This is a genomic window from Amycolatopsis sp. NBC_01480, assembly GCF_036227205.1.
GTDB lineage: Bacteria > Actinomycetota > Actinomycetes > Mycobacteriales > Pseudonocardiaceae > Amycolatopsis.
In genome coordinates, this window is record NZ_CP109442.1 from 2581304 (window position 1) to 2603308 (window position 22005).

Sequence of the window (22005 nt, forward strand, 5' to 3'; positions counted from 1 at the left end):
CAATCCATGTCGATTTACAACCAACTTTACGCCCTCACCCAGGAAATCGAAGCAAACCTGCACCGGACAGAAGCGGCGGCCGCAGCGGCCGCCGAGGTTGCGATCAACCGCCGGATCCCCGGCGGCGCGGGGGCCGTCACAGTGTCAGGAAGAGGGACCCTCGTGTCGGTCACCATCGATCCGCACGGCCTGACCTCCACTAATGGCCGTGCGCTCGGTGCCCAGATCGCCCAGACGATCCGCGAAGCAGAGGTCCAAGCGCGCGCGCAAATGAACCAAGCGCTGCAGAACGCGTCAGCAGCGAGCGACTCCGCCAGGAGGGAAACTAGTGACTGATAAAGGATTCGAAGTCGTCCCGGGAGCGCTCCGGAAAACACAGGCTGCCTTTGTTGATGCCGCAGAACGTCACATTCAGCTCATTAATCAAGATCTTCCAAACTTCAGGATGAGCCAACTAGACCTTGGCCTCATCGGGAAATTGGCGGGAATCATCCCCGAGTACAACGCTGCGCTCGACCAGATCAGTCAGAAAGTTACCGCAAGCTGCAGCAGTCTCACCAGTGCCGCCTACAACCTCGACTCCGCCGCGAAGGCTTACGAAGCACAGGACGAGGAGTACTACAAGAAGTTCGGCTGGCTGGCCGAAAAGGTCAACGAGGGCGGCATCTACCAGCCAGACCAGAAAGGCGACCACTGATGGCCGACCCGTCCCAGAATTCGTCTCCAGGCCCGACGGGCAGCACTCCGCCGTCATGGTCGAACCCACTCTCGGACAGCCCTGCTCCAGCAGCTCCAAAAGCGAACCCGATACCGAATTTCCCCAGCATTCCGTATCCCAGCGATTCTGACAAGAAGATCCGGGAAGTCGCAGAGAAAGTCAACCATCCGGACGTAATCCAGATGCTTGACAACATCAAGAACAATCTCTTCGGAAATGCCGAGAAGATCGAGCTCATAGCTCAAGGCTGGGCGTCGAACACCTCGATGGTCGACTCTCGCACCGAAATCCAACACGCAACTGAGAAACTCTCCGGATACTGGTCCGGTCCAGCGTATAATCAGTACTCGGCATACGCCGCCGATGTGACTGGTGCGTTCGACACTGATCAATCCGCCATTGCAGCCATGGGGACAACACTCGGCAACTGCGTTTCAATCGTATACAACACGTACGCAGCCATAGTCAGGTTTATCGGAAACACGGCAGCGGATCTTGTTAATGCTGCAGCAAATGTCTTGATTACCTTGATTCCAGGAGTTGGAGAACTAGAGGCGTCGAACGCCCTCCAAGCAACGATAGACATTCTGACCGGATTTATACGAAACTGCACCGACCTACTTTCCAGCGCGGTCGAGCAGTTCGGACAATACAAGGGCACCGCCATCGGGTTCACCGCCAGCGCGGCCGGCTTCAAACAATTGACTCCCCTGCCTGACCAGATCGGAAACCCTGGCAGTTGGCATGTCAACCCCGCAGGCTAGAGCGTCAAGAGAAAAGCTGGCGGAATGAACAACCCGCTAGCGAGAGGTCCGCGACCAGTTTCGCAAGGCACGGAGGAGACCCTACATTGCGTTCGACTGTTGCTGGCCCAAGTCAATAAACTCACTCCTTCTTGGTTTCGACAGGCTGCTCAAGCTGCTGCTGACGCTTAGCCTGCTCGTCTCGGATCATCTCCACTTGCTGGCAAAAAAACCGATACGCATCTGCTTCATCCGAGCAGTGCGCATACTTACCTACACGAAGTTGTACCGAGTTGTACTCACGCTCAACCGAATCGGACGCTTGTTGTAAATTGAACGATCGCTCACGGAACTTGTAATAACCATTAATGCCCGTAGCTATACCGACCACAAGACTGATGACAATCGCCGCAACCCTAAACAAGGAGAACGATACCGAGGCGGTGGTAATAGCCGATGTTACTACGGATCCAATGATAGTAATAGTCTGAAATCTGTCGTGCCTGCGCTTGTATTTGGCTGCCTGTTGCCGATAATCCTCTATTACAACAGATGCACTTTCCCTGTACTGATGGCGAACTTTTAGCAGCTTTAGCTCGTCGTCTTCCTGCTCTGCTACCCCTAGCTCATCTGCGACTCTCTCATTGTAGAACTCGCGCATCAAAGCCAGGTTTTCACGAATGGTAGCGCAGTTCCACGAGAATATCAGCGCGAGAAGTACAGCGCCTAGAATCGCCGCGGCGGCTACACTAACTAGCAATAAGTGTAACCAGCTATCCAAGGTCAGCAATTTAAGATTCTCAAGTAAAATGAGCGCCACTAATGCCACAGCGAACGCGATGGCAATCCACAGGGCAGCGACACGGCCGGCGTGCGCCTTTTTCAAGTCGATCTCTGTACGTATAACTACCCGACGAACAGAGCGAGATGGCTCATCATCTGAAATATTCCTATACGTCGGCGCTTTGAGCGTCCTTTTCAGCCACGAAACAAAGCTCTCTCCCCGATAGGATTCCGCAGCCACCGATCCCCCGCTATACCTAGACAAGCAAGTACGAAGACTACAATCGCATTGTACCGGCGCCGAGGTCAAGACTCTATTCGAGCGAATCGAAGAGGAACTCGGCCGTGGCTACCTCCAATTCCGACGGACTTTGCGGCCAATACCACAGAATCTGAGTACCGGAATTGCCGCTCGCGATCTTGGAAATGTCTTCCCGCACAGCGGCCATTGCATTTGCGGGATGCCAGCGCACCGCCGCCTATCCGGAAGACCTTCGCACAGCGAGTAGGTTACGATCCGTGCACTACCAACGACGAAAGGAAGTAGCCATGACTGACTCGTCAGACCTTGGCGTTGAGCGGTCCCTGGTCCTACTCAAACCGGACACCCTTGTTCGCGGGCTGGCGGGCCGTATTCTCGCGCGCTTCGAGGAGGCCGCGCTCAAGATCGTCGGTGTCAAGATGAGGCAGATGGACGCGGAGTTCACTCGCAAACACTACTTCGACCTTGAAGAGCGCGCCGGAGCAGAGGTCTATAATTGCACTGCTCAGTTCATGCAGTCCGGACCGGTGATCGCGCTCGCGCTCGAAGGTGTCGACGCGGTAGCAAAGGTTCGGAAGATCATTGGTGGCACCTTTCCGAGCGACGCGGCGCCGGGCACTATCCGAGGCGACTACGCGCACCAGACGAAGACGTCCTCCGAAGTGAGCGGCAAGGCAGTGATGAACCTCGTGCATGCGTCGGGAAATTCTGAAGAAGCAAAGTACGAAGTAGGGCTTTGGTTCGATGCGGCCGAGCAGTTTGATTACGAAACACTCGCCGAAAAACTCGCCTACTAAGGTCCTAAATGACCGAAAGTGCCGCACGCCGAGTCTCAATTGACGAGCTCCAGAAAATGTTTACTGCGGAAAAGAAAATAGATAAGCGAGCCGCGGCGGAAACCGCGTACGCCTTGGCATTCCGGTACCGCGACGAGGATGTTCATGATGCGCGCCGATTCGACCTCGCAGGAGAATGGGCTCGCAGGGCGATCACGTTACTCGATGAATTGCCCGCGAATTCTCCATCTGACGTCGCCAGTACCCGTGTTTCTGTCGGTGGGGTCCCGATCCCGGGTCTGCTCCACTCTGGAGTAGTCCGCGAGCGGCTTGGAGACGTGCTGTACTAAGTCCACCGTCGGAGCGGCCCGCCAAGCTGGAAATCCAGTCGCGGGCCGCTCAGTCGGTTCGCTTAGTTGGACAAGTTCTCATTCAGGTACTCCTGAACTGGCCCGTAGAATGGATACGGAACATAATCGGTCAGCGTCGCGCTGTCTGACCAGGCGAATTCTGCAAGCTCGTCGTCGTCAACCACGGAGGCAGTTCCGCCGGCGACCTGGCAAGCCACATAGATCATGGTCCGCCCAGTGTTCGGGTGGACACGCTCACCAAGGATCGCATCGTCCTTGACCTCAAGGCCGGTCTCCTCTCGCGTTTCCCGAACCGCAGCTTCGTTCGCGGACTCGCCATCCTCGATCTCTCCGCCCGGGAACTGCCACGACAAGCTGCCTTCCTTCACCCGGCGGCGCACGAGAAGTACCTGACCCTCATGCACGATGACGGCGGACGCGATCGACTTTTCTTTGTCGGCTGACGCGTTTTCAGTCATTCCGACACCTCCAAGGCTTCCAATATGGGCGGAAAAATCTGCTCCGCCGGGATAAACTTCACCAACTTGGTCTTTTCAACCCAGGCAACGTTAACATTCTCCAGGACATCCATGTTTTGCGCCTCCCCGGTCAAGTACTCGCACAGCAGGTACTCCGCCTGTACGTGTGTAATCGGGTGAAGCCGCTCGCCGAGCTTGCGAGTCACAGCGCAATGCACGCCGGTTTCACCAAGGGTCTCCCGGATGGCCACGGTTTCCGCCGCATGCCCGGGCTTCACCATCCCTGCCGGGAACTGCCACGAGATGCCATCGCCGTTCTCATCGCGCCGACACACGATGAGGACTCTCGACCCATCGGTTACGACGGCGATTGCGACCCGCAGAGCCTGGACCGGCCCGCCGCCCGCCGCAGGCCTCTGTGGCTCGTCGCTCTGCTCAGTCAGCCGCTTGAATCGCGCCTTGCCTGGACCTGACGCCCGGCCGAAGGCGGTGTCCAGCAGTTCTTGCATCTCCTGCCTTGGCGTGACGTCCGGCTTGGTATGCCACGAGGCAACTGTTCGCACCGCGATGCCCAGATGCTTCGCGAAGGCCTCATTGCTCATACGGAGAGAAGCCTGCAGAGCGGTCGCCGTCCGTCCGGTCCACTCGCTCACGAAATCCACGCGCGGCACCCCCAGACGCCGCGGGGTGCACTGCTGGTGCACTGGTGATGCACCGTGATTGCACTGGTCATGCATCGTTTGCGACGACGGTCCGGCGTTGACTGAGGTGCATGAAAACAAGTCATCCGAGCCCCCAGTCAGCGGCGCTGTTGCCGGCCATTCGAGATGGAGCCGAGCACAGTTTCAACACTCGCGCTGATCTCGTCCAGACGCTCGTTCACTGTGCCCAGATCACGGAGCCGGTCCGTAATTTCGCGCAACTGGTGTTCGATGACCGCAAGTCGGCCGGGGATGTCGTCATCCCCGCGCGGCGTCGGCTCCCCTACCTCCGGTGGTCGGCGACCCGCAAGCACCGCCGCCAAGTAGCCGGCATGCAGGTCGAGCGCGACGGACAGAGCTTCAAGCGTGCGGTCACTGCGTCGCCGCTGCGCCGTGTTGTGCTGGATTTCGCGAACCGTGGCCTTGGAGACTTGCGAGCGCGCAATGAACTCGCGCTGGCTGAGACCGAGTTCGGCCATGCGCTGATTGATCGCTCTTGCGACTGCCACCCAGTCTTCCGACACGTATCCCTCCGCGCTCCGCCTCGACGCCGAGACTAGCGCGGCTCGCGATTCCGCGGCCCACTCTCCGCGCCCACGCGGACACATTCGGCCTTGTTGCGCCTTCGAGGGATCAAATCATCCCAAAATTCTGGATTAAATAAGTCTTTCGATCAAAGGGTCTTCTCTCATGGATACCAATCAGAACGTCGGACCGACGTTCTACACAGTCGGGGAAGTGGCGCGCATCCTGCGCGTCAACCCGGTGACGCTCTACCGCGCCATCCGGGACGACGCTTTCCCCGCAGTTCGCATCCGCACCCGTTATGTCGTGCCTGCAGCCGCCCTGAACGAACTGATTGCCGAGGTCACGGCTTCGGGCGGCTGCATTGATCTCGCCGAGCTGATCGCCAAGCGCCGAATGGAGCGCGAGGCCGACCGCACCGCAGGGGGTGCGTCGTGGTGAACCGAGACGGCTTCAAGGAGATTGCCGCTTATCTGGATCGGTACGCCGTCGTGCCGGGCGACGTGCTGGCCGAGGTGGTAACGCGGGACGGCTTGTGTTTCTGGGCGTTCGATCGCTCGGAGATACCGGAGCTGTCCGGCGAGGACGACCCGGACCGGGAGTTGGCCGCTCGGCTGTGTGCCGGGTGCCCGGTCATGAGTGAGTGCCTGGAACTCGAACTGCGGTCTGCCGGTGCAGACACAGTCGGAGTCTGGGGCGCGCTGCCCGAGTCCGACCGGCGGGCCGTCTACCAGGCTTGGCGGGAGCGTCGGGCCGGTCGCGGACGAGGTGAGCGGCGATGACTGTCAACCTGACGCCGGCGCAGATCCTCGCGGGGATCGGCATCTTGCTCGCTTTGTTCGTGGTGTGGCGGTTCGGAGCGCGCAAGGCGCGCCGAGCAGCCGATGCGGCTCGCGCTTCGGCAAGAGCCGTATCGCTGATCGGACGCGTCCTGTTCACGGGAGCAGCGTTCACGGGCGTTCAGTGGCTGGTGATCACGCATCCCGGAAACCCGACGCTGCTGCTCGTCGTGCTCGGCGTGCCGGACCTGATCGCCGCTCACGTGCTCACCCGGGCTCTGACGGTCACGTCGATGGACACCACCAAGCACCACGGTGGTGGTCGGCGATGACGGAGCCTGCGAAGGAACTCCAAGGGTTGAAAGGGGTGGCCGCCTCCGGGCGGCCACCCGCCCCGACCCGCGCACAGCGGCTTGCCACCGAGGCAGCCGACGCGGCGGAGGTACGCCGGTGGCAAGACCACCCGGACGTGGTCGCACTGCGAGTCGAGCGTGTCCGGTCTCAGGTGGACCGGCTGTGCTGGGCCGGGATCGTGCTCGGGCTGGCCTTCACGATGGCCAATGTGCAGTGGTTCGCCGCCGCCGGATCGGTGCCGTGGTCTCTGCCATGGCTGGCCGCATGGCTGCTCGACCCGACGGTGTCACTCGTGCTGCTGGCGATCCTGCGCGCCGAACAGATGACCTCGCGGTACCAGGTCCACACGGGCCGGTGGGTTCGCACGGCAAAGTGGTTTGCGCTCGGGGCCACGTACGTCATGAACACGTGGGCATCGTTCGCCGCCGGTTCGCTGTCCGGTGTCGTGCTGCACTCGGTGCCGCCGCTGATCGTGTTCGCCGCAGCCGAGGCGATCACGGATCTCCGGGACAAGCTCACCGAGGCCGTGAAGGTGGCGTTTACGGACGCGGCCGACCACACCGAACCGGCGGTGGAGCGGCCGGAGGTTCACGAGCCAACGTCATCCCCGGTGCGTCACGAGCCGCGCCGGACGACGAGTGCTCGACGCAAGTTGTTCGCTGATTACCTCGCCGACGCGCGGGCCGCTTGGTCGGCCGGCGTCGTCATCACACCGGCGTGGATTCGCGAGGTCACGGGCTGTTCGCGCGGCCTGTCCCCTCGGCTCGCCAGTGCTCTCACGGCGGAACTCACGGACACGACCCCGGAAGGGAGCGCAAGTCATGAACTCTGACGAGAACGCGACGGCCGAGTCCGTGAACAGTGCCACGCTCCTCACCCAGGCCGGTTCCGGCGCGGTCGAGCACGTAGGGCCGGTCCTGGACGGTGAGCTGATCGACGACACGTTGCCGCAACCGCGCCGCCGGACCATGCGACGCCGGTTCGTGCGGTGGTGGCAGCACTCGCCCCGGGTGCCGCTGTGGCTGAAGAGCAAGCCACAAGCGGTTCAAGCCGCAAAGGACGCGGTCGTGGCGGTGTTGCGGGCGCCGTGGCGCTACCTCGGTGCCGTGATTCGCGGTGGTGTGGTCGGGGTCCGGTGGTGGCGGCAGTGGGTTCGCGTAGCCGACTACCGCACGGCTGCCGAGGAATCGGAGAAGCTGGCCGACAAGTTCACGGAGATTCGTGAACTCACCTTGTTCCGTTGGAAAGTGACTGGCGTCGTGCTCGCCGTCGTCGCACTGGTGGTCGCGGTGGTGGACCTCGTGTACGGCACCGATCCACTGTGGATTGCCGGAGCCGTCACGTCAGTGGCACTGGCGATCCTCGGACGAAGGAAGGACGGCAGCCCTGGCCGGAAACCCGCACTTGCCGGTCCCCGCACGCTGACCTGGACCATGGACCCACAAGTCCTGGTGGACGCGTTCCGGGACGCGAAGCTGATCGGCAAAGACGAGTCCCTTCGGCTGGTCGAACGCGCCGCACGGGTCGGCGACGGATGGGCCGTCACGGTCGATCTCCCGGCGACCCGCAAAGCCGCCGACGTCGTGAAGAACCGGGACGCGCTCGCCTCAGCGCTCGCGGTAGATGAAGTTCAGCTCATTGTGGAACGGGTCCGGGGCAACGGCGGCCATGCCGGGCGGGTCTCGATGTGGGTGGCCGACGAGGATCCCTACAGCAAGCCGCCCGTGCGGACACCGCTGCTCGGAGTGTCCCGATGGGACGCGTGGCGGCCGGTGCCGTTCGGCCGGGATGCCCGAGACCGGCGGATTGATCTGCCTCTCGTGTGGACGTCGCTCCTCGTGGGAGCGATACCCAGGCAGGGGAAGACTTTTTCCGCCCGGCTCGCGGCCGCCGGCCTGATCCTGGACGCGTGGGTCCGGCTCTATGTGGCGGACTTCAAGGCGGGGAAGGACTGGGACGCCGCCGCGCAGGTGGCGCACCGGTTCATGTCCGGAGACGAGCCCGAACACATCCTGACCCTCGTGGACTGGCTCGCCGAGCTGGTGAGCGAGGTCCAGGGCAGGTTCCGTCGAATGCGAGACCTGGACGACCTGACCTGCCCGGAGTCGAAGGTCACGCCGGAGATGTCCCGCGACTCCACGTTGAACATGCCGATCACAGCAGTGTTCGTCGATGAGGTTCAGGTGCCGTTGGAAGATCGGACACCCGTTGTGGTGCAGGGGAAGAAAGTCCCGGCAGGCGAGTACGTGGGCGAACTGCTGACGTGGCTGGCCAAGAAGGGACCAGCGGCCGGGATCGTGCTTGTGCTGGCCACCCAACGGCCGGACTCGAAGACCATCCCGTCCGGGCTCCGGGCGGTACTCGGGTCCAGGTTCGCACTGCGGGTGATGGACTGGCGCGACTCGAACATCGTGCTCGGCGAGCAGATGAACACGCGCGGGTTCGATTCGTCCCGGTTGCTTCCCTCGCACAAAGGCGTCGGCATCCTTCGCCCGGATGGAGACACTGCCGCCGGGGCTGACGTCCTGGCAACCACGGTCCGGACCTACTACATGCCGAACGAGGACTGGCAAGCCATCTGTCAGCAAGGCCGTGCTCTGCGCGAAGCGGCCGGAACACTCACTGGGCATGCGGCCGGGCAGGACACTCGGCCCGCGCTCGACCACGCCGCCGTCGCGCGCGCCATCGGGTCCGGCAGCACGGAATCGGCGACGGTAGCGGCTGAGCGGATCGAGCTGCCCGAGCCATTGGCGGCCGTCGTCGAGTATCTGGGCGATGACCTCGACGAGGGCAGGCGGGAGTTCGTGCCGACCGCAGAACTGGTCGAGGCACTTGACGTCGAGCCGACCGCGTTCGGGCGGCAGATGGGTGACTACGGGTGCCGCTCCGAGCGGTTCCGGGTGCCCAGCGACGACGGCCGAACGAAGCAAGTACGCGGTTACGCGACGGCAGAAATCCGGGCCGCCGTGGATGCGGTTGCAGCGGGAACGTTGGACCCCGGAGACGGGGAGGACGACCCGTAACCCGTCACAACCCGTCTCAAGTACCCGTCACGCCGTCTCAGGCGGTGTGACGGGTACAAACCCTCGTCGGCCAGGGGATACAAACACGTGGGACGGGCGAGACGGGTTCAGCGAAACCCGTCTCACCCGTCCCAAACCCGCCCTCAGCGGCCAGGTTCACGACCTGGCTGAGGCCGGGGACAGCTGGTCGACGTTCGGGGCCGAGGGGTACCGCCGCCGCCGACCAACTTGGTCACCTTGGACAAGACGATCTGCAGTGCCGCGAGGTGCGCGGCGAGGCGATCGCTGCCAGTCGAAGTCAGGCGCCACGTCGTACGCGCAGCATCACGCTTCCGCTCCACGTACCTCGCTCGGTGAAGGGGAGCGAGCCGACTCGACAACAGGTCCGGCCCCATCTCCAACACATCGCGGATCTCCTCGGACTTGTGCCATCGCTTGTCTGCCAGAGCCGCCGCGATGAGAAGCCGGTCAGGATGCGTAAGCCACCTGTCCAGATCACCGAACCGAGAGCTATCGGCCACCGTAGGCGCTCCGGTCGATCAGCTCAGGGTCGGTCGGCGTCCGACGCAAGCACGACTCGCACGGCATCCCCCGTAGCCGGTCGAGCAGCTCAAGCTGCCCAGGACCGAACGCCGACCCGCACAGCGCGATCAACTGCTCCGGCGTCGTGTTCTCCGGCGGCACCTCGAAGACGTGCACCACCCGGCGCGTCTCACCGACAGTGCCCGGCAACGGACGCGCGAGAAGAAGTCGCACTGTCACGGGGCGCCCCGCAGTCCGTGGTCTCCGGCGGGAACGGGTGCGATCGGGGCGCTACCCGCTCCCGCCGGAACCTTGGTCCGGCCGACACTGGCCGGAGTACACGAGCGCGCGAACAGTCGCCGCCACAGACCGGGCTTGCTATGCCGATGCTTCGCTGCCTGATCAGTCACGTCCCCCAGAGCGGCCCGCGCGGCCAGGAACGAATGGCACCGAGTACACGGAGCACCCGGCGCGGACAGCGCCGACATGACGTTCACCACGTGGCCGCACACCGCCCCGTACCGGCCCTGCCGCGCCCGCATCCCGGCCAAGAACTGTTCATCGGTGACCGCGTGGTCGCGCCCGTCGACGGCGCACCGGTACCAGCTCAGATACAACCCGGCGACCTTCCCCGGCCGTTCGTAGCTCACCCGCAAGCCTTCCATTCTGGGTCTAAATCGACCTCCGTGAGAGAATGAAATAAGTCTCTGGTCGGTGCGGGTCACAGACCAGGACAGGCACAGGACTTGTAGGCGCCACACGGACGACTCGGGATCGGAGATGGGGGACATGGACGAGGACCAGCCGGCACCGCGGACACTGCTCGAACAACTGATCTGGGAGCGGCGGCAGACCTTCGAAGAATTCGCCGAGTTCGCCGAGAAGTTCGCTCGCGAACACGATGAGCCGGGCACGCTCAGCGTTCGGCACCTCGGGCGACTCGTCGCCGGTGCTCATCCGGATGGAAGGCCGCTCGGCGCGGTCCGCCCGGCTACGGCCCGACTCTTGGAACGCATTTTCGGCTTGAGCATTGACGAGTTGCTCGCGCCGCTCGATCGGCCGACCGCGATGGCATTTCAGCCCCTGCGTGTCGCAGTGGCCGTGGTCGTCCGGGGCTCCGAAGTGCTGATCGTCTGCCGTCGCGCTGAGGACGCAGGCGGCATTTCATGGCAGTTTCCCGCCGGAGTGGTCAAGCCAGGCGGACGTCCGGCCGTGGTGGCGGTCCGCGAGACGCTGGCCGAAACGGACGTCCATTGCGTCGTGACGCGTAAGCTCGGCACCCGGCTGCATCCGACGACCGGCGTGCTCTGCGAGTACGTCCTATGCGACTACGTGGCGGGGGAAGCACGCAATGTCGACGTCGTCGAGAACGTCGCGGCGATCTGGGTGGACCGGGCCGACCTCAAACGGTTCGTTCCGGCCGCGCAGGTCTACGGACCGGTTCTCCGCGCGCTCGACGCGGCGAACGCCGGTTCGTAGAGCTACTTCCGCTTCCGGCGTGCCGTGTCGAGCCCGACCACCTTGGCAGGCTCAGCGTCGGCGTGGGGATCGGCGACCACGGCGCGCCTGCCACGGCTCACGCTGACCAGCCCCGCGGCCCTAAGTTGGGCTATCGCGCGCTGAGCGGTTCCAAAGGACACGGAGTAGCGCGTGGCCAAGTCGACGACGGTAGGAAGCTGTTGACCGGGCACAAGCACGCCGGACACGATGGCGCCGCGAAGATCCTGCGCGATGCGCTGGTATGGGCTCGCTTCTTCGGGAGCCACTTCCGGCTTGACCGGGGCGAGCTTCCCACCCTGGCTAAGGGCGGCAGGCAACTCCGGCAAGTGTCCGGCGAGCGTTCCCGCCGCGCGCTGGTCCGTTTCGGCAACCCACGCGCTGTAGACGCGAAGAGTCGTCGTCCCGCCGCCACCGTGGCCAAGCCGCCCGGCGACTGTCCGGACGTCGACACCAGCCGTGATCAGCTCCGTTGCCGAGTAGTGGCGGAGCTGGTGAATGTTCATGTCCCAGCCGAGACGGGCGCACATCCGGGCATAGCGCTGGCTCACCGAGTCCGGCTTAAGCCACTCGCTACCGTCTGGCTTCAATGAGAAGACGCGCGCCTTACCAGGCATTTTGTCGAGTCCGGCGAGTTCGGCACGCTCCTCGCGATACGACCGGAGCAGCGCGGTCGTCTGAGCGTCAAGCGTGATGCGCCGTTGCTGGTGAGTCTTGGTCTCCTTCTCCCACGTCTTGCGGCCCTTCTGCGCGATGCTGGTCCGAATGGTCACCACGGCTTCTGGCTTGCCGAAGTCGAAGCGGTCCCACGCCAACGCGCACAACTCGCCACGTCGGGCGCCAGTCGTGAAGGCGAGCCAGACCACCATGCCCCAGTCGACATCACGCCAGGCCTCGTTGGCGATCTTCGCGGCCTGCTCAGTCGTGGGCGGCTTCGGGTTCGGGCGCGCCGCCGGGAGCGAGTCGGCAAGGTCGAAGTGGTTCGTCCCGAGCCACTTCCAGCGCACGGCACGCTTACCGGCGCCGGACAGGATCGCCTGAATCTTGCGGAGGGAGCCGTCACCGAGTCCCTTGCATTTGTGCGGGCCACAGCGGTCGTCGCATTCGTGCGGCCTGGCCGTCCGATGCTGGATGAACTTCTCACCCCGGCAGTGCGCGCGGCACGTACGGAGCTGCTTGTAGAACGAGTCCAGAACTTCGCCATCGATCCGGCCGACCTGAATCTCTCCGAGCAGCGGACGAATGTGGTTCCGGGCCAGGGACTCATAGCCGTCGAGGGTGTTCGACTCGACCTTCAACAACTCGAAGTGCTTCGTGAGGAGCTGGTTCACGGTCGCACGCGTCTTGGGGGCGCGGCGCTCGTCGAGCTGGTTGAGGAGTTTCGTCCGGACCTTCTCAGCCTCATCCGCCGCATGAGGTCCGGCCGGGACCACCTCGGTCAGGTGGTATTCCTTCTTCGTCACCGGATCGATACCGGCGTAGACCTTCACCCTGAGTGACCCGCTGGGCAGCGTCTCGACCTTGCCGCGAACACGGCGTTTGCGCTGCTGAGGCTTCGAGGAAGTGGCCATGGGCCGAATTTTACGCCCGTTCGGGCCACGTTTCGGGCCATGCGGAAGCTCCGGAGAGTACCGGAGCCCCCGCTGGCCTGGGAGCCGCCTGGGGGAATCGAACCCCCGACCTATTCATTACGAGTGAATCGCTCTGGCCGACTGAGCTAAGGCGGCATGTCGCGCAGCTCGCGCCGTGCGACGTCGACAAGTGTAGCGGAGGCGCTGGGCGTCACCTTGCGGGGGCGGCGTCGTTAGGGTCCTATGACCCCGGTCTCACTTCACGATCGGCCTACCACCTGGAGGACTCGGCATATGCGGCGAAGACTGCCCCGCGCGGTGGCCCTCCCGGCGGCCGCGGCGTTGCTGCTGCTCACTGCGGGGCCGGCGGCCGCGCAGGAGATCCCCACGACGCCGATCCCCCAGCCGGGGAACCCGAACCAGCCCCCGGCGTCGGCGCCGATCGGGCCACAGCCGCTCGGGCACGCGGTCGGCGACGCGGGCACCGCGCTCGGCGTCCTGCGGCTCCTGCCCAACGCGGTGACCACCCAGACGATCCTGCCCGGCTTCGGCCAGACGCTGCCCAAGCAGTCGGCGTTCGAGGCCGGGATGGGCCTGTCCAGCGCGTCGGCGAACTCGGAGTCGTACCTGAGCTACGAGCGGTCGATCGCGCAGGCGTCGCCGTTCGGGATCGCGGTCGGGGGCCAGGCGCCGCAGACGCCGGGCAGCATCGTGCAGACCGCGCTGCCCGACAACCCGAAGGAGACCAGCGGCGGCATCAACGCGCCGTCCAACCCGCTGCTCAACATCGGCCTGCTGAACGGCACCGCGCACGCCCGGTGGAGCGACTCCCTCGGCCCGTGCGTCGACACGATCGCCGACGCGAGCACGTCGGTCGCGAACCTCTCGCTGCTGAACGTGATCCCGTCGCTGCCCCAGATCCCGTTGCTCGGCAACGGCGGGCTGAATCTGCCGCAGAACACCAAACTCGCGCAGGGCTTCGATCCGGCCAGCGGGTTGCAGAGCCTCGGCGGCCTGCTGTCGGGCGGCGGCCAGACCGCGGCCGGGGGCGCGGGCTCCCTGCTGAGCCTGCCGAACACCCTGTCGTCACGCTCGCAGGTGCGGCTGGTGGACATGCCGGGGTCGAAGAACAAGGCCGTGGAGTCGACCTCGACGCTGCAGGCCGCGGACATCGACATCCTCAAGGGCACGCCGCTGGAGCTGAGCATCAAGGTCGCCAGCCAGCCGACGCTGAAGGTGACCTCGACCGGCGACGAGAAAACGTCGAAGGTCGACTACACCGCGCCCGTGCTGACCATCGCGGCCGGGGGCAAGACGCTGTACACGCTCGACGCGGCGCACCCGACCAAGGACATCCCGATCGGGCTGCCGCTGTCCGGGCTGAGCGACCAATTCGGGGCGCTGAACAACATCCCGGTGGTCGGCGGCCTGGTGTCCACGGCGACCAAGGGCATCCAGCAGGTCGGCACCACCGCCGGCACCGTGCTGGACCTGGGCGTGCTGCGGCTGAGCATCGCGGGCCTCGAGCAGAAGGGCGCGGAGGCGACCACGCCGTTCAAGGGCTACCAGCTGGGCGCCTCGGCGCGGCTGTTCGACCTTCAGGTGCTGCCGACGAAGAACCTCAAGGACCTGCTCCCGGCCGGCGCCGGGGACAACCTGCCGTCTTCGCTCGCGCAGCTCTCGCTGGGCGAGACGATCGCCCGCGCGTACGCCCCGACGGGCGGCGTGGTCTGCGGCAGCACCAGCCCCGGCCCTCCGGCCGGCGGCGCGCAGCCGCAGGGCCCGACGAAGAACCTGGCCTACACGGGCGCGTACGACACCGTCCCGCTGTTCTGGGTCGGCACGGCGATGCTGCTGATGGGCGTGGTCATGGTCGCGGCGTTCCCGAGCCGTCGCCGGCTGCCCGCCATGCTGACGCTCCACCCGGCCCCGGGCACCAGCCCCGAGCCGGACGAGCCGAAGCCGTTCAAGCCGTCACCGCGGCCGCGCGAGTGAGCTGAGTTTCCCGGAAGTCGAACGGCCCGTGCGAAGTTCGCGCGGGCCGTTCGGCGTTCAGCCTTGGCGGAGCGTGGTCACCATGGCCTCGACGGCGATGCGCGGCTTGACGTTCAGCCCGATCGCCTCGCGGCATTCCAGGACGGCCTCGAGCCGGCGAAGCGTCGACTCCGGCGTCCACGCCGACGCGGCGGACTCGATCTCCGACGCGTGGTCCGGGTGGTTCAGGGTCGCGCCCGAGCGCGCGGTGGTGACCAGGACGTCGCGGTAGAAGGCGGCCAGGTCGACCAGTGAGAGGTCGAGCGTGTCGCGCTGGGTCCGGGTGGAGCGGGACTTCTGGCGCTTCTCCAGCTGCTTCACGGCGGCCTCGGCGGCGCGCTTGGCCCCCGCGACGCCCTTGCCGATGCCGTCACCGCCCATCGCGGTACGCAGCTCGGAACGCTCGGACTCGTCGCGGACCTTGCTCTCCTCGCCCGCGTCCGCCTCCGCGGCGCTGATCAGCTGATCGGCGCAGGTGAAGACGTCGCTCGGCCGCCGCAGGCCGGTCGGGATGCGCAGCACGGTGGCACGACGCTGGCGCGTGGCCTCGTCCGTGGCGAGCCGTCGCGCGCGGCCGACGTGGCCGCCGCACACCGAAGCCGCCCAGCGCGCGCGTTCCTCGTCGATGCCGTCGCGGGTCATCAGGACCTGCGCGATCGCCTCGGGCGGCGGGGTCCGCAACGGCACCAGCCGGCACCGCGAGCGAATCGTCACCGACACGTCGTCCGGGTGGTCCGAAGGCGCGCACAGCAGGAACACAGTCCGTTCCGGCGGCTCTTCGACGGCCTTCAGCAGCGCGTTCGACGCGCCTTCGGTGAGCCGGTCGGCGTCCTCGATGACCACGACCTGCCAGTCCCCTGTGGACGGTCGGCGAGCGGCGGCCTGCACCAGCGCGCGCATCTCCGCGACCGAGATCGACAGGCCCTCCGGAGCGACGAGCCGGACGTCGGCGTGAGTGCCCGCCATCGTGGTGCGGCAGCCGGGGCAGGCGCCACAACCGGTGCCAGTGCTGCATTGCAGCGCCGCGGCGAACGTCCGCGCCGCCACCGAACGGCCCGAGCCCGGCGGCCCGGTGAGCAGCCACGCGTGGGTCATCGCGCCCGGCGCGACGGGCTCGCCCGCGACGATCTTCGCCGCCGCCCTGGCGGCCGACGACAGCGTCTCCAACGCCGGCTCCTGGCCGACGAGTTCCGCCCAGACGCCGATCGGCGCGCTCACTTCGCCTCCACTTCGGACACTTCCGGCGCCTGCCCGGACGCCGCGGCCTCCGCCTCGGCGGTGTCCGCCTTGGCCTCCGCCTCGGTTTCGGTCGCTTCAGTGCCCGCGGGGGGCTCGGTCGGGGCCAGCCCCGAGAGCCGGCCGACGAACACCGCGCGCACGGCCGTGCGGACGCGCTCGGCCACCTCGTCGTCGGTGCCATCGGCGTCGACGACCACATAACGGTCCGGGTCGGCCGCGGCCATCTCGGCGAGCAGGACCTGCACCCGCCACTGGTCGTTCAGCGAAGCCTGCGCCTGGCCCGGATCGCGCGCGCCGGGGTCGGCGTCGAGCAGCACGGTCAGGTCCGGCCGCAGCTTGCCCGTCGCCCAGTCCGCCAGGCCGTCCAGTTCAGCGGTCTCGAGCCCGGCGACGGCCGAGAGGTGCGCGAGCGGCGAGTCGACGAACCGCTCCATCACCACCACCGAGCCCTTGGCCAGCGCCGGCTCGATCTCGCGTTCCACCAGATCGGCGCGGACGGCCGCGGCGAGCAGCGCCTTCGCCCGTACGCCGGAGATGGCGGAGGACGAGACGAGCGAAGCGAACTGCTGGTCGTCGGACACCGAGCCCTTGGCCAGCACCACCGGGCGGGTCCCCCGGTCGAGCCAGTGGGAAAGCCGCGCGGCCTGACTGGCGGTGTTGATGGCCGTGGTGCCCTCGAGGGCGATCAGGAAGCCGTTGACGCGGCGCGGGCTGCGGCGCAGCGCGTTGCGCACGTCGGTGAGGATCTTCTCGGTGCGGCGGTCGTCCATCTGCCGGTACGCGATGATGCCCAGCAGCACGGCCAGCGCGCCGCCGCCGATCATCACCGGGCGCGTGCCGTCGACGGTGACCGGGCTGCCCCAGACGTTGACCGTCCGCGGCTGCACGAGGCCGATCAGCAGCGGCGCCGCGATCGTCGAGCCGAACAGGACGATCTTGAGCATCGACTGGTAGATCGCGTTGATCCGGCCGCGGATGGCGTCCTCGACCCGGGAGCCGATGATCGTCACGCCGGTCAGGAACGCGGTGCCGGCCCAGATCCCGACCGACGCCACGGCGATCAGCGAGACCGCCAGGTGCGGCGACAGGGCCACGACCACCAGCGACAGCCCGGCCGCGATGATCGAGATCCCGAACAGCCGGTCGTGCGCCAGCCGTCGCGCGAGCTTCGGCGCGACGGCCATGCCGGTCGCCAGGCCGAGGAACACGGCGAGCACCAGCAGGTTGAACGCCGCGTCGCCCGCGAGCAGGGAGGAGGAGTACGGCTTGGCGGAGCCGATCACCGCCCCGCCGGCCGCGAACGCGCCGAACGCGCCGATCAGCAGCCCTCTGACCAGAGGGGTGCTGCGGACGAACTTGGCGCCGTCGCGGACCATCGCGCCGAAGCCGAACTTCTCCTCGTCCGCCGGTTTGACCTTCGGCTGGGCCACCGTGTGGACGTTGCGCAGCGAGAGCTCGGGGATCCGGGTGGCGATCAGGATGCCGCTGGTCAGGTACAGCAGGCCGGTGACGACCACGACCAGCTTGGCGATGTAGAGGTCCGCGGTCTGGCCGGGGAAGAGGTGGAACGTCGAGTTCACGCTGAGGATCAGCGCGTTGGCGCCGGCCGCGGTGATCACCGAAAGGCCGTACGTCATCACCATGCCGAGCTGGTTGGCCGTCTCGACCTGGTCCGGCCGGCGCAGCAGGTTCGGCACCGCCGCGTCCTTCGACGGGATCCACATGATCGAGCAGCAGCCGACGAAGAAGTTGCCGACGAAGATCCACCACGGCGCCCCGACGATCGCGATCGAGAGCAGGAAGCCGCAGCGCAGGAAGTCGCAGATCACCATGACCTTGCGCCGGTCGAACCGGTCGGCCAGCAGGCCGCCCAGCGGGGCGAACAGCAGCCCGGGCAGCAGGTTGGTGAGCACGACGCCGACGAACGCGAAGTTCTGCGCCGTGTAGTTGTTGAGCAGCTTGGTGCTCAGGCTGGTCAAGGCCAGCAGGTTCAGCCAGTCGGCGGCGCTGCACAGGTAGGTGACGCCCCAGAGCCGACGGAATGGCCGGATCGCCAGTACCCGGCGGACCCGGTGGATCGTGGACGCCTCGGCGCCCGCCGACCCGCCCGGATCGGCTCCGGGCATGGACCGTACGCCCTCGCTGATACGCCCACCCCACTCGTCACGGCGGCGCCGGGGGCCCCATCGGATCCCCCGACCGTGTCGTCAGGGTAGACCGGCCGCCGATTCGGGCGCGGCACCGGCCCGGGTGTGCGGCGGCGCGCCGGAGGTCAGTCGAACAACCCGGCCACACTGCTGACCAGGCTCGACACCATGGTGATCGCGACGACGCCGAAGACGACGAGCAGCACCACGGCGATGACCACGCCCGCCGCGTTCGTCGACGGCCGGCCGAAGCTGGGCATGCTCATGGAGGGCAGCCCGCGCTTGCGCACCTGCCGTTCGGCAAGCTCCGCCTCGATGTCGTCGTCGGCGATGTCGGCCCGTGGCTTCGGCCGGGGCCGCGGCACCTTCCTCAGCAGCTCGGGCGCGCGGGTCGGCCAGGTCCGCTGCCGTGGCAGCAGTCCGAGCGGCACGCCGTCGGGCCGGATCCCCGCGGGCTGCGCAGCCTCGGGAGGACGGGGCCCTGGCTGCACGTCTTCCCGCAGCGCCTCTTCGACCATCCGCTTCACGACCTCGGGATCGTGCTTGACCGGCCGCGCAGTCGGCAGCCGACCGGCTTCGTCCGCAGCCGTCGCCGGCGGCGCTTCGGCCGCCGTGACCAGCCCGGAAAGCGGATCGGCGAACGTCTCGCCGCGGATCGGCCCGGCCAGCGTCCCGTCACGCTCCGGATCGGGGGCATTGAAGAAAGGAGCCCCACCGTTCATGCCCATGGTGACCACCTCACTACGGAATGTCCTCGCCTTCCAGTGTCAACGACAGCTGTCGTTCCCGCATCCGCCCAATGGCCGCAGAAAACCACCCGGCCGTGGCGCCCGCACGCCGACTTCCGCAGCAGTCTCCCAACCGCCGCCCTCCGCGGTCGACCGCCGGACGGGACTTCGCGAGGTGAGCCCACTCACACAACAGTGACCCAGGGTGACGGTGGACTGGTCCGCTTCGGTCGTGGCGCCGCCCGGCCAGAGCAAGGCTGCGGCTTGGCGGGGGCGATAAGTCGACTCGCCGCACACGACAGGATGGGGGTACGGGTTCGCCCGAATGCGTTTGACCGGGCTCTCCCGATTCCAGCCGACTCCGCGACTCCGGCCGACCCTGCGACTCCAGCCAGCCGGTCTCGCGGCTGCCGCGGGCAGCGGATGACGCTTCCCCTGCGCTGAGTGCAGTGAAAGCGTCATCCGCCACGCCGAGCCAGCCCACACAACAACCCACAACCTTTGCTGGGCACGCCCTGGTTCCGGCTTGCCCCAGTCGCTCGCGGTCTCCCTCCGCGGATCCGGCGGCCGGATCGCCCACCGCGCTCAGCCGGCCCTCATCTCCACAACCCCCGACACCTGGCCGAGCCCACCAGCCACCCCTCAAGCATGACTGCGCACCGCCTTCACGATCCAAGCCTCAGCAGTGCCGCGCGTAGCCGGAGCCCACGTGATCGCCCAGCCGCCCTCAGGCCGGGGGGCGGCGCTGAACTGGTAGCGGCCCAGGTCGTTGTCCACCAGGCCGAAGGCGCCGTGCGGGTATTCCGCCAGTACGGCGTCGCGGACGGCGAGGTCGACCAGGACGGTGCCGAGGCGGGGGCGGGCGACGGCGGTGCGGATCACGTCCAGGTTGCCCCAGGCCTGGCTCGGGATCAGGCCGCTGTCGTCGGTCTCGATGCGGACGGCGGGGCCCGGGCCGGGCGGGCGGTCCGGCAGGCCGTCGAAGACCCAGCCCGGCAGCGCGCTCAGCAAGCCGGACCGCAGCCGCGCGCGACGGCCCAGCTTGCTCATCACCGTGGTGTAGTCGGCGTCGCCGAAGAAGCGGACCTCCCACGGCTCCGGGCGCGCCGGGAACACGCCGGTCACGACGCCGCGGATGAAACCGCCGCGCAGCACGCGGTAGAGCCCGACCGCCTCGGGCGTCACCTGGCCCTCCGGCACCAGCCCGAGCGCGGCCATGCCGGCCACGAACCGCGTGTACTGCTCGACCTCCTCGGCCAGCCCGGCGCCGATCGCGGGCCCGAAGGACTGCCGCACCTCGTCGGCCAGGGTCAGCTCGGCCGGCCCGGCCCCCTCCGGCGAGTCAGGCCCCGCGTCCGGCACCAGCACCGGCGGGACCTTGAAGTGCGGGTCGTAGAACTCCATCACCGAAGGCCGCTCCGGCACTTCGGCCCGGAGCGGCGCGATGACCTCGTCGATGACGTCGAAGACGACTGGCGCTGAGCTACTCACCCCTGCATTGAACACCCAGGCACCGACAATTTCTCGAACTTGTGTTCGAGTGTCGCCTCTCGTGCGCCGAACGGTCGACTCAGCGCCCGACCCGGTCGGATCGTTGAACAATCCGCATCGTCGGCGCGAGGAAGTAGACGCTCACCAGCAGCAACCCGACCACGGCGAACGTCCAGTGCAGCCCGATCCCGCCGATCAGCCCGCCCATCAGCACCGGCCCGGCCAGGAACCCGAGGTACCCGCACGCGGCGACGGCGGCGATCGCCCGCCCCGGCGCGTCCGGCTGCTTGCGCCCCGCCGCGCTCCACGCCAGCGGCACGATCCCGGACACGCCCAGCCCGACGACGGCGAACCCCACGATGCCCGCCCCCGGCACCGGAACGGCCACCACCAGCAGGAAGCCCAGCACCGACACCGCCGCCGCGCAGCGCATGAACGGCACGACCCCGAACCGTTCCACCAGCCGGTCCGCCACCGTCCGCACGCCGATCATCGTGATCGAGAACGCGAAGTACCCCAGCGACGCGAAGGCGGCCGAAGCGAGGGTGACGTCGCGCAGGTACACGGCACTCCAGTCGTTCACCGTGCCCTCGGCGAGGAAGCCGCAAAAAGCGATCACCCCCAGCGGGATCAACGCCTTGCCCGGCAACGCGAACGCCGCCTCTCCCTGCCCGCGGTCCGCGCCGGGCAGGAACCTCGTCGACGCCCACAGCAAGGTCAACAACAGCGCCGCACCGGCCGCCGTGAAGTGCGCCTGGACCGGCACGTGCCACGTCTCCATCAGCGCCCCGACGCCGGAGCCCGCCAGCCCGCCGACGTTCCAGAACGCGTGAAAACCCGCAAAAATCGGCCGCCCGTATGCCTCTTCGACGCGCGCGGCGTGGGCGTTCATCGACACGTCGAGCAAGCTGTTCCCGACACCCAGCACCGCCAGCGCCGCCACGAACAACGGGAAACCCGGCGCGAACGCGGCCAGCGGCAGCCCCGCACACAGCACCGCCCCGCCGAACACCACGCCGCGCCGGCTGCCGATCTTCGTCAGCAGCGGTCCGGCCGCGACCAGCGCGACCACGGAGCCCGCCGCGAGGCCGAACAGCCCGACAGCCAGCTCACCAGCGCTCAGCCCCAGCTTCGCCTGCACCGCCGGAACCCGCGCGGCCCACGTCGCGAATCCCGCGCCGCACACCGCGAAAACCACCGACACCCCGGCACGCGCCCGCCGTGCGGAAGCCTGTTCCCCAGCCAAAATCCCGCCCCCAGACATGAAAAACGGGGCCACCCGA

23 protein-coding genes and 1 tRNA gene are annotated in these 22005 nt (G+C 66.8%); 12 read left to right on the forward strand and 12 right to left on the reverse strand.

The window, feature by feature from the left end; translation table 11 throughout:
- The first annotated feature begins 6 nt into the window (after positions 1-6).
- From OG371_RS12240 to OG371_RS12250, 3 genes are read left to right on the forward strand one after another with little or no spacing between them, the layout of a single operon-like run.
- Complete coding sequence (locus OG371_RS12240; RefSeq protein WP_329068620.1) at positions 7-336, forward strand: YbaB/EbfC family nucleoid-associated protein; 330 nt, start codon at positions 7-9, stop codon at positions 334-336.
- Complete coding sequence (locus OG371_RS12245) at positions 329-697, forward strand: type VII secretion target (RefSeq protein WP_329068622.1); 369 nt, start codon at positions 329-331, stop codon at positions 695-697. The genes OG371_RS12240 and OG371_RS12245 overlap by 8 nt, the downstream gene beginning before the upstream one ends.
- Positions 697-1482 carry a hypothetical protein gene (locus OG371_RS12250; RefSeq protein WP_329068624.1) on the forward strand — a complete coding sequence of 262 codons (786 nt, stop codon included), beginning with the start codon at positions 697-699 and terminating at the stop codon, positions 1480-1482. The genes OG371_RS12245 and OG371_RS12250 overlap by 1 nt, the downstream gene beginning before the upstream one ends.
- Before the next feature lie 121 nt (positions 1483-1603).
- Here the strand turns inward: OG371_RS12250 and OG371_RS12255 are convergent, their stop codons facing one another.
- Positions 1604-2485 carry a DUF4231 domain-containing protein gene (locus tag OG371_RS12255; protein ID WP_329068626.1) on the reverse strand — a complete coding sequence of 294 codons (882 nt, stop codon included), beginning with the start codon at positions 2483-2485 and terminating at the stop codon, positions 1604-1606.
- Positions 2486-2793: 308 nt separating this feature from the next.
- On the opposite strand from OG371_RS12255, the gene OG371_RS12260 reads away from it, so the two are divergent.
- Entirely contained in the window at positions 2794-3303 is a 510-nt protein-coding gene (locus tag OG371_RS12260; RefSeq protein ID WP_329068628.1) for a nucleoside-diphosphate kinase, read from the forward strand.
- Positions 3304-3694: 391 nt separating this feature from the next.
- On the opposite strand, the gene OG371_RS12265 is transcribed toward OG371_RS12260, so the two are convergent.
- The 3 genes from OG371_RS12265 to OG371_RS12275 all read right to left on the reverse strand — a co-directional run bounded on the left by OG371_RS12265 (position 3695) and on the right by OG371_RS12275 (position 5336).
- Positions 3695-4111, reverse strand: a complete 417-nt coding sequence (locus OG371_RS12265) for an NUDIX hydrolase (RefSeq protein WP_328604960.1) — start codon at positions 4109-4111, stop codon at positions 3695-3697.
- On the reverse strand, positions 4108-4773 hold the full coding sequence (locus tag OG371_RS12270) for an NUDIX hydrolase (RefSeq protein WP_329068629.1): 666 nt from the start codon (positions 4771-4773) through the stop codon (positions 4108-4110). Before OG371_RS12270 ends, OG371_RS12265 begins: the two co-directional genes overlap by 4 nt.
- Before the next feature lie 137 nt (positions 4774-4910).
- The gene (locus OG371_RS12275; protein ID WP_329068631.1) at positions 4911-5336 is read right to left on the reverse strand and encodes a helix-turn-helix domain-containing protein; all 426 of its coding nucleotides are present in this window, start codon (positions 5334-5336) and stop codon (positions 4911-4913) included.
- A gap of 166 nt (positions 5337-5502) precedes the next feature.
- Between OG371_RS12275 and OG371_RS12280 the strand changes: the two genes are divergently transcribed.
- From OG371_RS12280 to OG371_RS12300, 5 genes are read left to right on the forward strand one after another with little or no spacing between them, the layout of a single operon-like run.
- Positions 5503-5778, forward strand: coding sequence for a helix-turn-helix domain-containing protein (locus tag OG371_RS12280; protein WP_329068633.1), 276 nt, complete (start codon positions 5503-5505; stop codon positions 5776-5778).
- On the forward strand, positions 5772-6119 hold the full coding sequence (locus tag OG371_RS12285; RefSeq protein ID WP_329068635.1) for a WhiB family transcriptional regulator: 348 nt from the start codon (positions 5772-5774) through the stop codon (positions 6117-6119). Before OG371_RS12280 ends, OG371_RS12285 begins: the two co-directional genes overlap by 7 nt.
- Entirely contained in the window at positions 6116-6448 is a 333-nt protein-coding gene (locus tag OG371_RS12290; RefSeq protein ID WP_329068637.1) for a hypothetical protein, read from the forward strand. The genes OG371_RS12285 and OG371_RS12290 overlap by 4 nt, the downstream gene beginning before the upstream one ends.
- Positions 6445-7302 (forward strand): hypothetical protein, encoded by an 858-nt coding sequence (locus OG371_RS12295; protein WP_329068639.1) that lies wholly within the window; start codon positions 6445-6447, stop codon positions 7300-7302. Before OG371_RS12290 ends, OG371_RS12295 begins: the two co-directional genes overlap by 4 nt.
- Positions 7292-9493, forward strand: coding sequence for a cell division protein FtsK (locus OG371_RS12300; RefSeq protein WP_329068642.1), 2202 nt, complete (start codon positions 7292-7294; stop codon positions 9491-9493). Before OG371_RS12295 ends, OG371_RS12300 begins: the two co-directional genes overlap by 11 nt.
- A gap of 143 nt (positions 9494-9636) precedes the next feature.
- Here the strand turns inward: OG371_RS12300 and OG371_RS47400 are convergent, their stop codons facing one another.
- Positions 9637-10014 (reverse strand): transcriptional regulator, encoded by a 378-nt coding sequence (locus OG371_RS47400; protein ID WP_442876106.1) that lies wholly within the window; start codon positions 10012-10014, stop codon positions 9637-9639.
- A 487-nt stretch (positions 10015-10501) separates the two neighbouring features.
- On the opposite strand from OG371_RS47400, the gene OG371_RS12305 reads away from it, so the two are divergent.
- Both OG371_RS12305 and OG371_RS12310 read left to right on the forward strand, forming a co-directional pair.
- The gene (locus tag OG371_RS12305) at positions 10502-10660 is read left to right on the forward strand and encodes a hypothetical protein (protein ID WP_329068644.1); all 159 of its coding nucleotides are present in this window, start codon (positions 10502-10504) and stop codon (positions 10658-10660) included.
- A gap of 144 nt (positions 10661-10804) precedes the next feature.
- Entirely contained in the window at positions 10805-11494 is a 690-nt protein-coding gene (locus OG371_RS12310; RefSeq protein ID WP_329068646.1) for an NUDIX hydrolase, read from the forward strand.
- Positions 11495-11496: 2 nt separating this feature from the next.
- On the opposite strand, the gene OG371_RS12315 is transcribed toward OG371_RS12310, so the two are convergent.
- Complete coding sequence (locus OG371_RS12315) at positions 11497-13083, reverse strand: tyrosine-type recombinase/integrase (protein ID WP_329068650.1); 1587 nt, start codon at positions 13081-13083, stop codon at positions 11497-11499.
- An 82-nt stretch (positions 13084-13165) separates the two neighbouring features.
- Positions 13166-13239: transfer RNA gene (locus OG371_RS12320), tRNA-Thr, on the reverse strand.
- A 138-nt stretch (positions 13240-13377) separates the two neighbouring features.
- On the opposite strand from OG371_RS12320, the gene OG371_RS12325 reads away from it, so the two are divergent.
- Positions 13378-15078, forward strand: coding sequence for a hypothetical protein (locus tag OG371_RS12325; RefSeq protein WP_329068652.1), 1701 nt, complete (start codon positions 13378-13380; stop codon positions 15076-15078).
- 57 nt (positions 15079-15135) lie between these two features.
- Here the strand turns inward: OG371_RS12325 and OG371_RS12330 are convergent, their stop codons facing one another.
- The 5 genes from OG371_RS12330 to OG371_RS12350 all read right to left on the reverse strand — a co-directional run bounded on the left by OG371_RS12330 (position 15136) and on the right by OG371_RS12350 (position 21920).
- Positions 15136-16335 (reverse strand): DNA polymerase III subunit delta', encoded by a 1200-nt coding sequence (locus OG371_RS12330; protein WP_329068655.1) that lies wholly within the window; start codon positions 16333-16335, stop codon positions 15136-15138.
- A complete protein-coding gene (locus OG371_RS12335) occupies positions 16332-18482 on the reverse strand; it encodes a bifunctional MFS transporter/dTMP kinase (protein WP_329068657.1) in 2151 nt (716 codons plus the stop codon). The genes OG371_RS12330 and OG371_RS12335 overlap by 4 nt, the downstream gene beginning before the upstream one ends.
- 146 nt (positions 18483-18628) lie before the next feature.
- Positions 18629-19231, reverse strand: coding sequence for a hypothetical protein (locus OG371_RS12340; protein ID WP_329068659.1), 603 nt, complete (start codon positions 19229-19231; stop codon positions 18629-18631).
- Positions 19232-19873: 642 nt separating this feature from the next.
- Positions 19874-20737, reverse strand: a complete 864-nt coding sequence (locus OG371_RS12345) for an ESX secretion-associated protein EspG (protein WP_329068661.1) — start codon at positions 20735-20737, stop codon at positions 19874-19876.
- 64 nt (positions 20738-20801) lie between these two features.
- Entirely contained in the window at positions 20802-21920 is a 1119-nt protein-coding gene (locus OG371_RS12350) for an MFS transporter (protein WP_329068663.1), read from the reverse strand.
- Between the last annotated feature and the right edge of the window lie 85 nt (positions 21921-22005).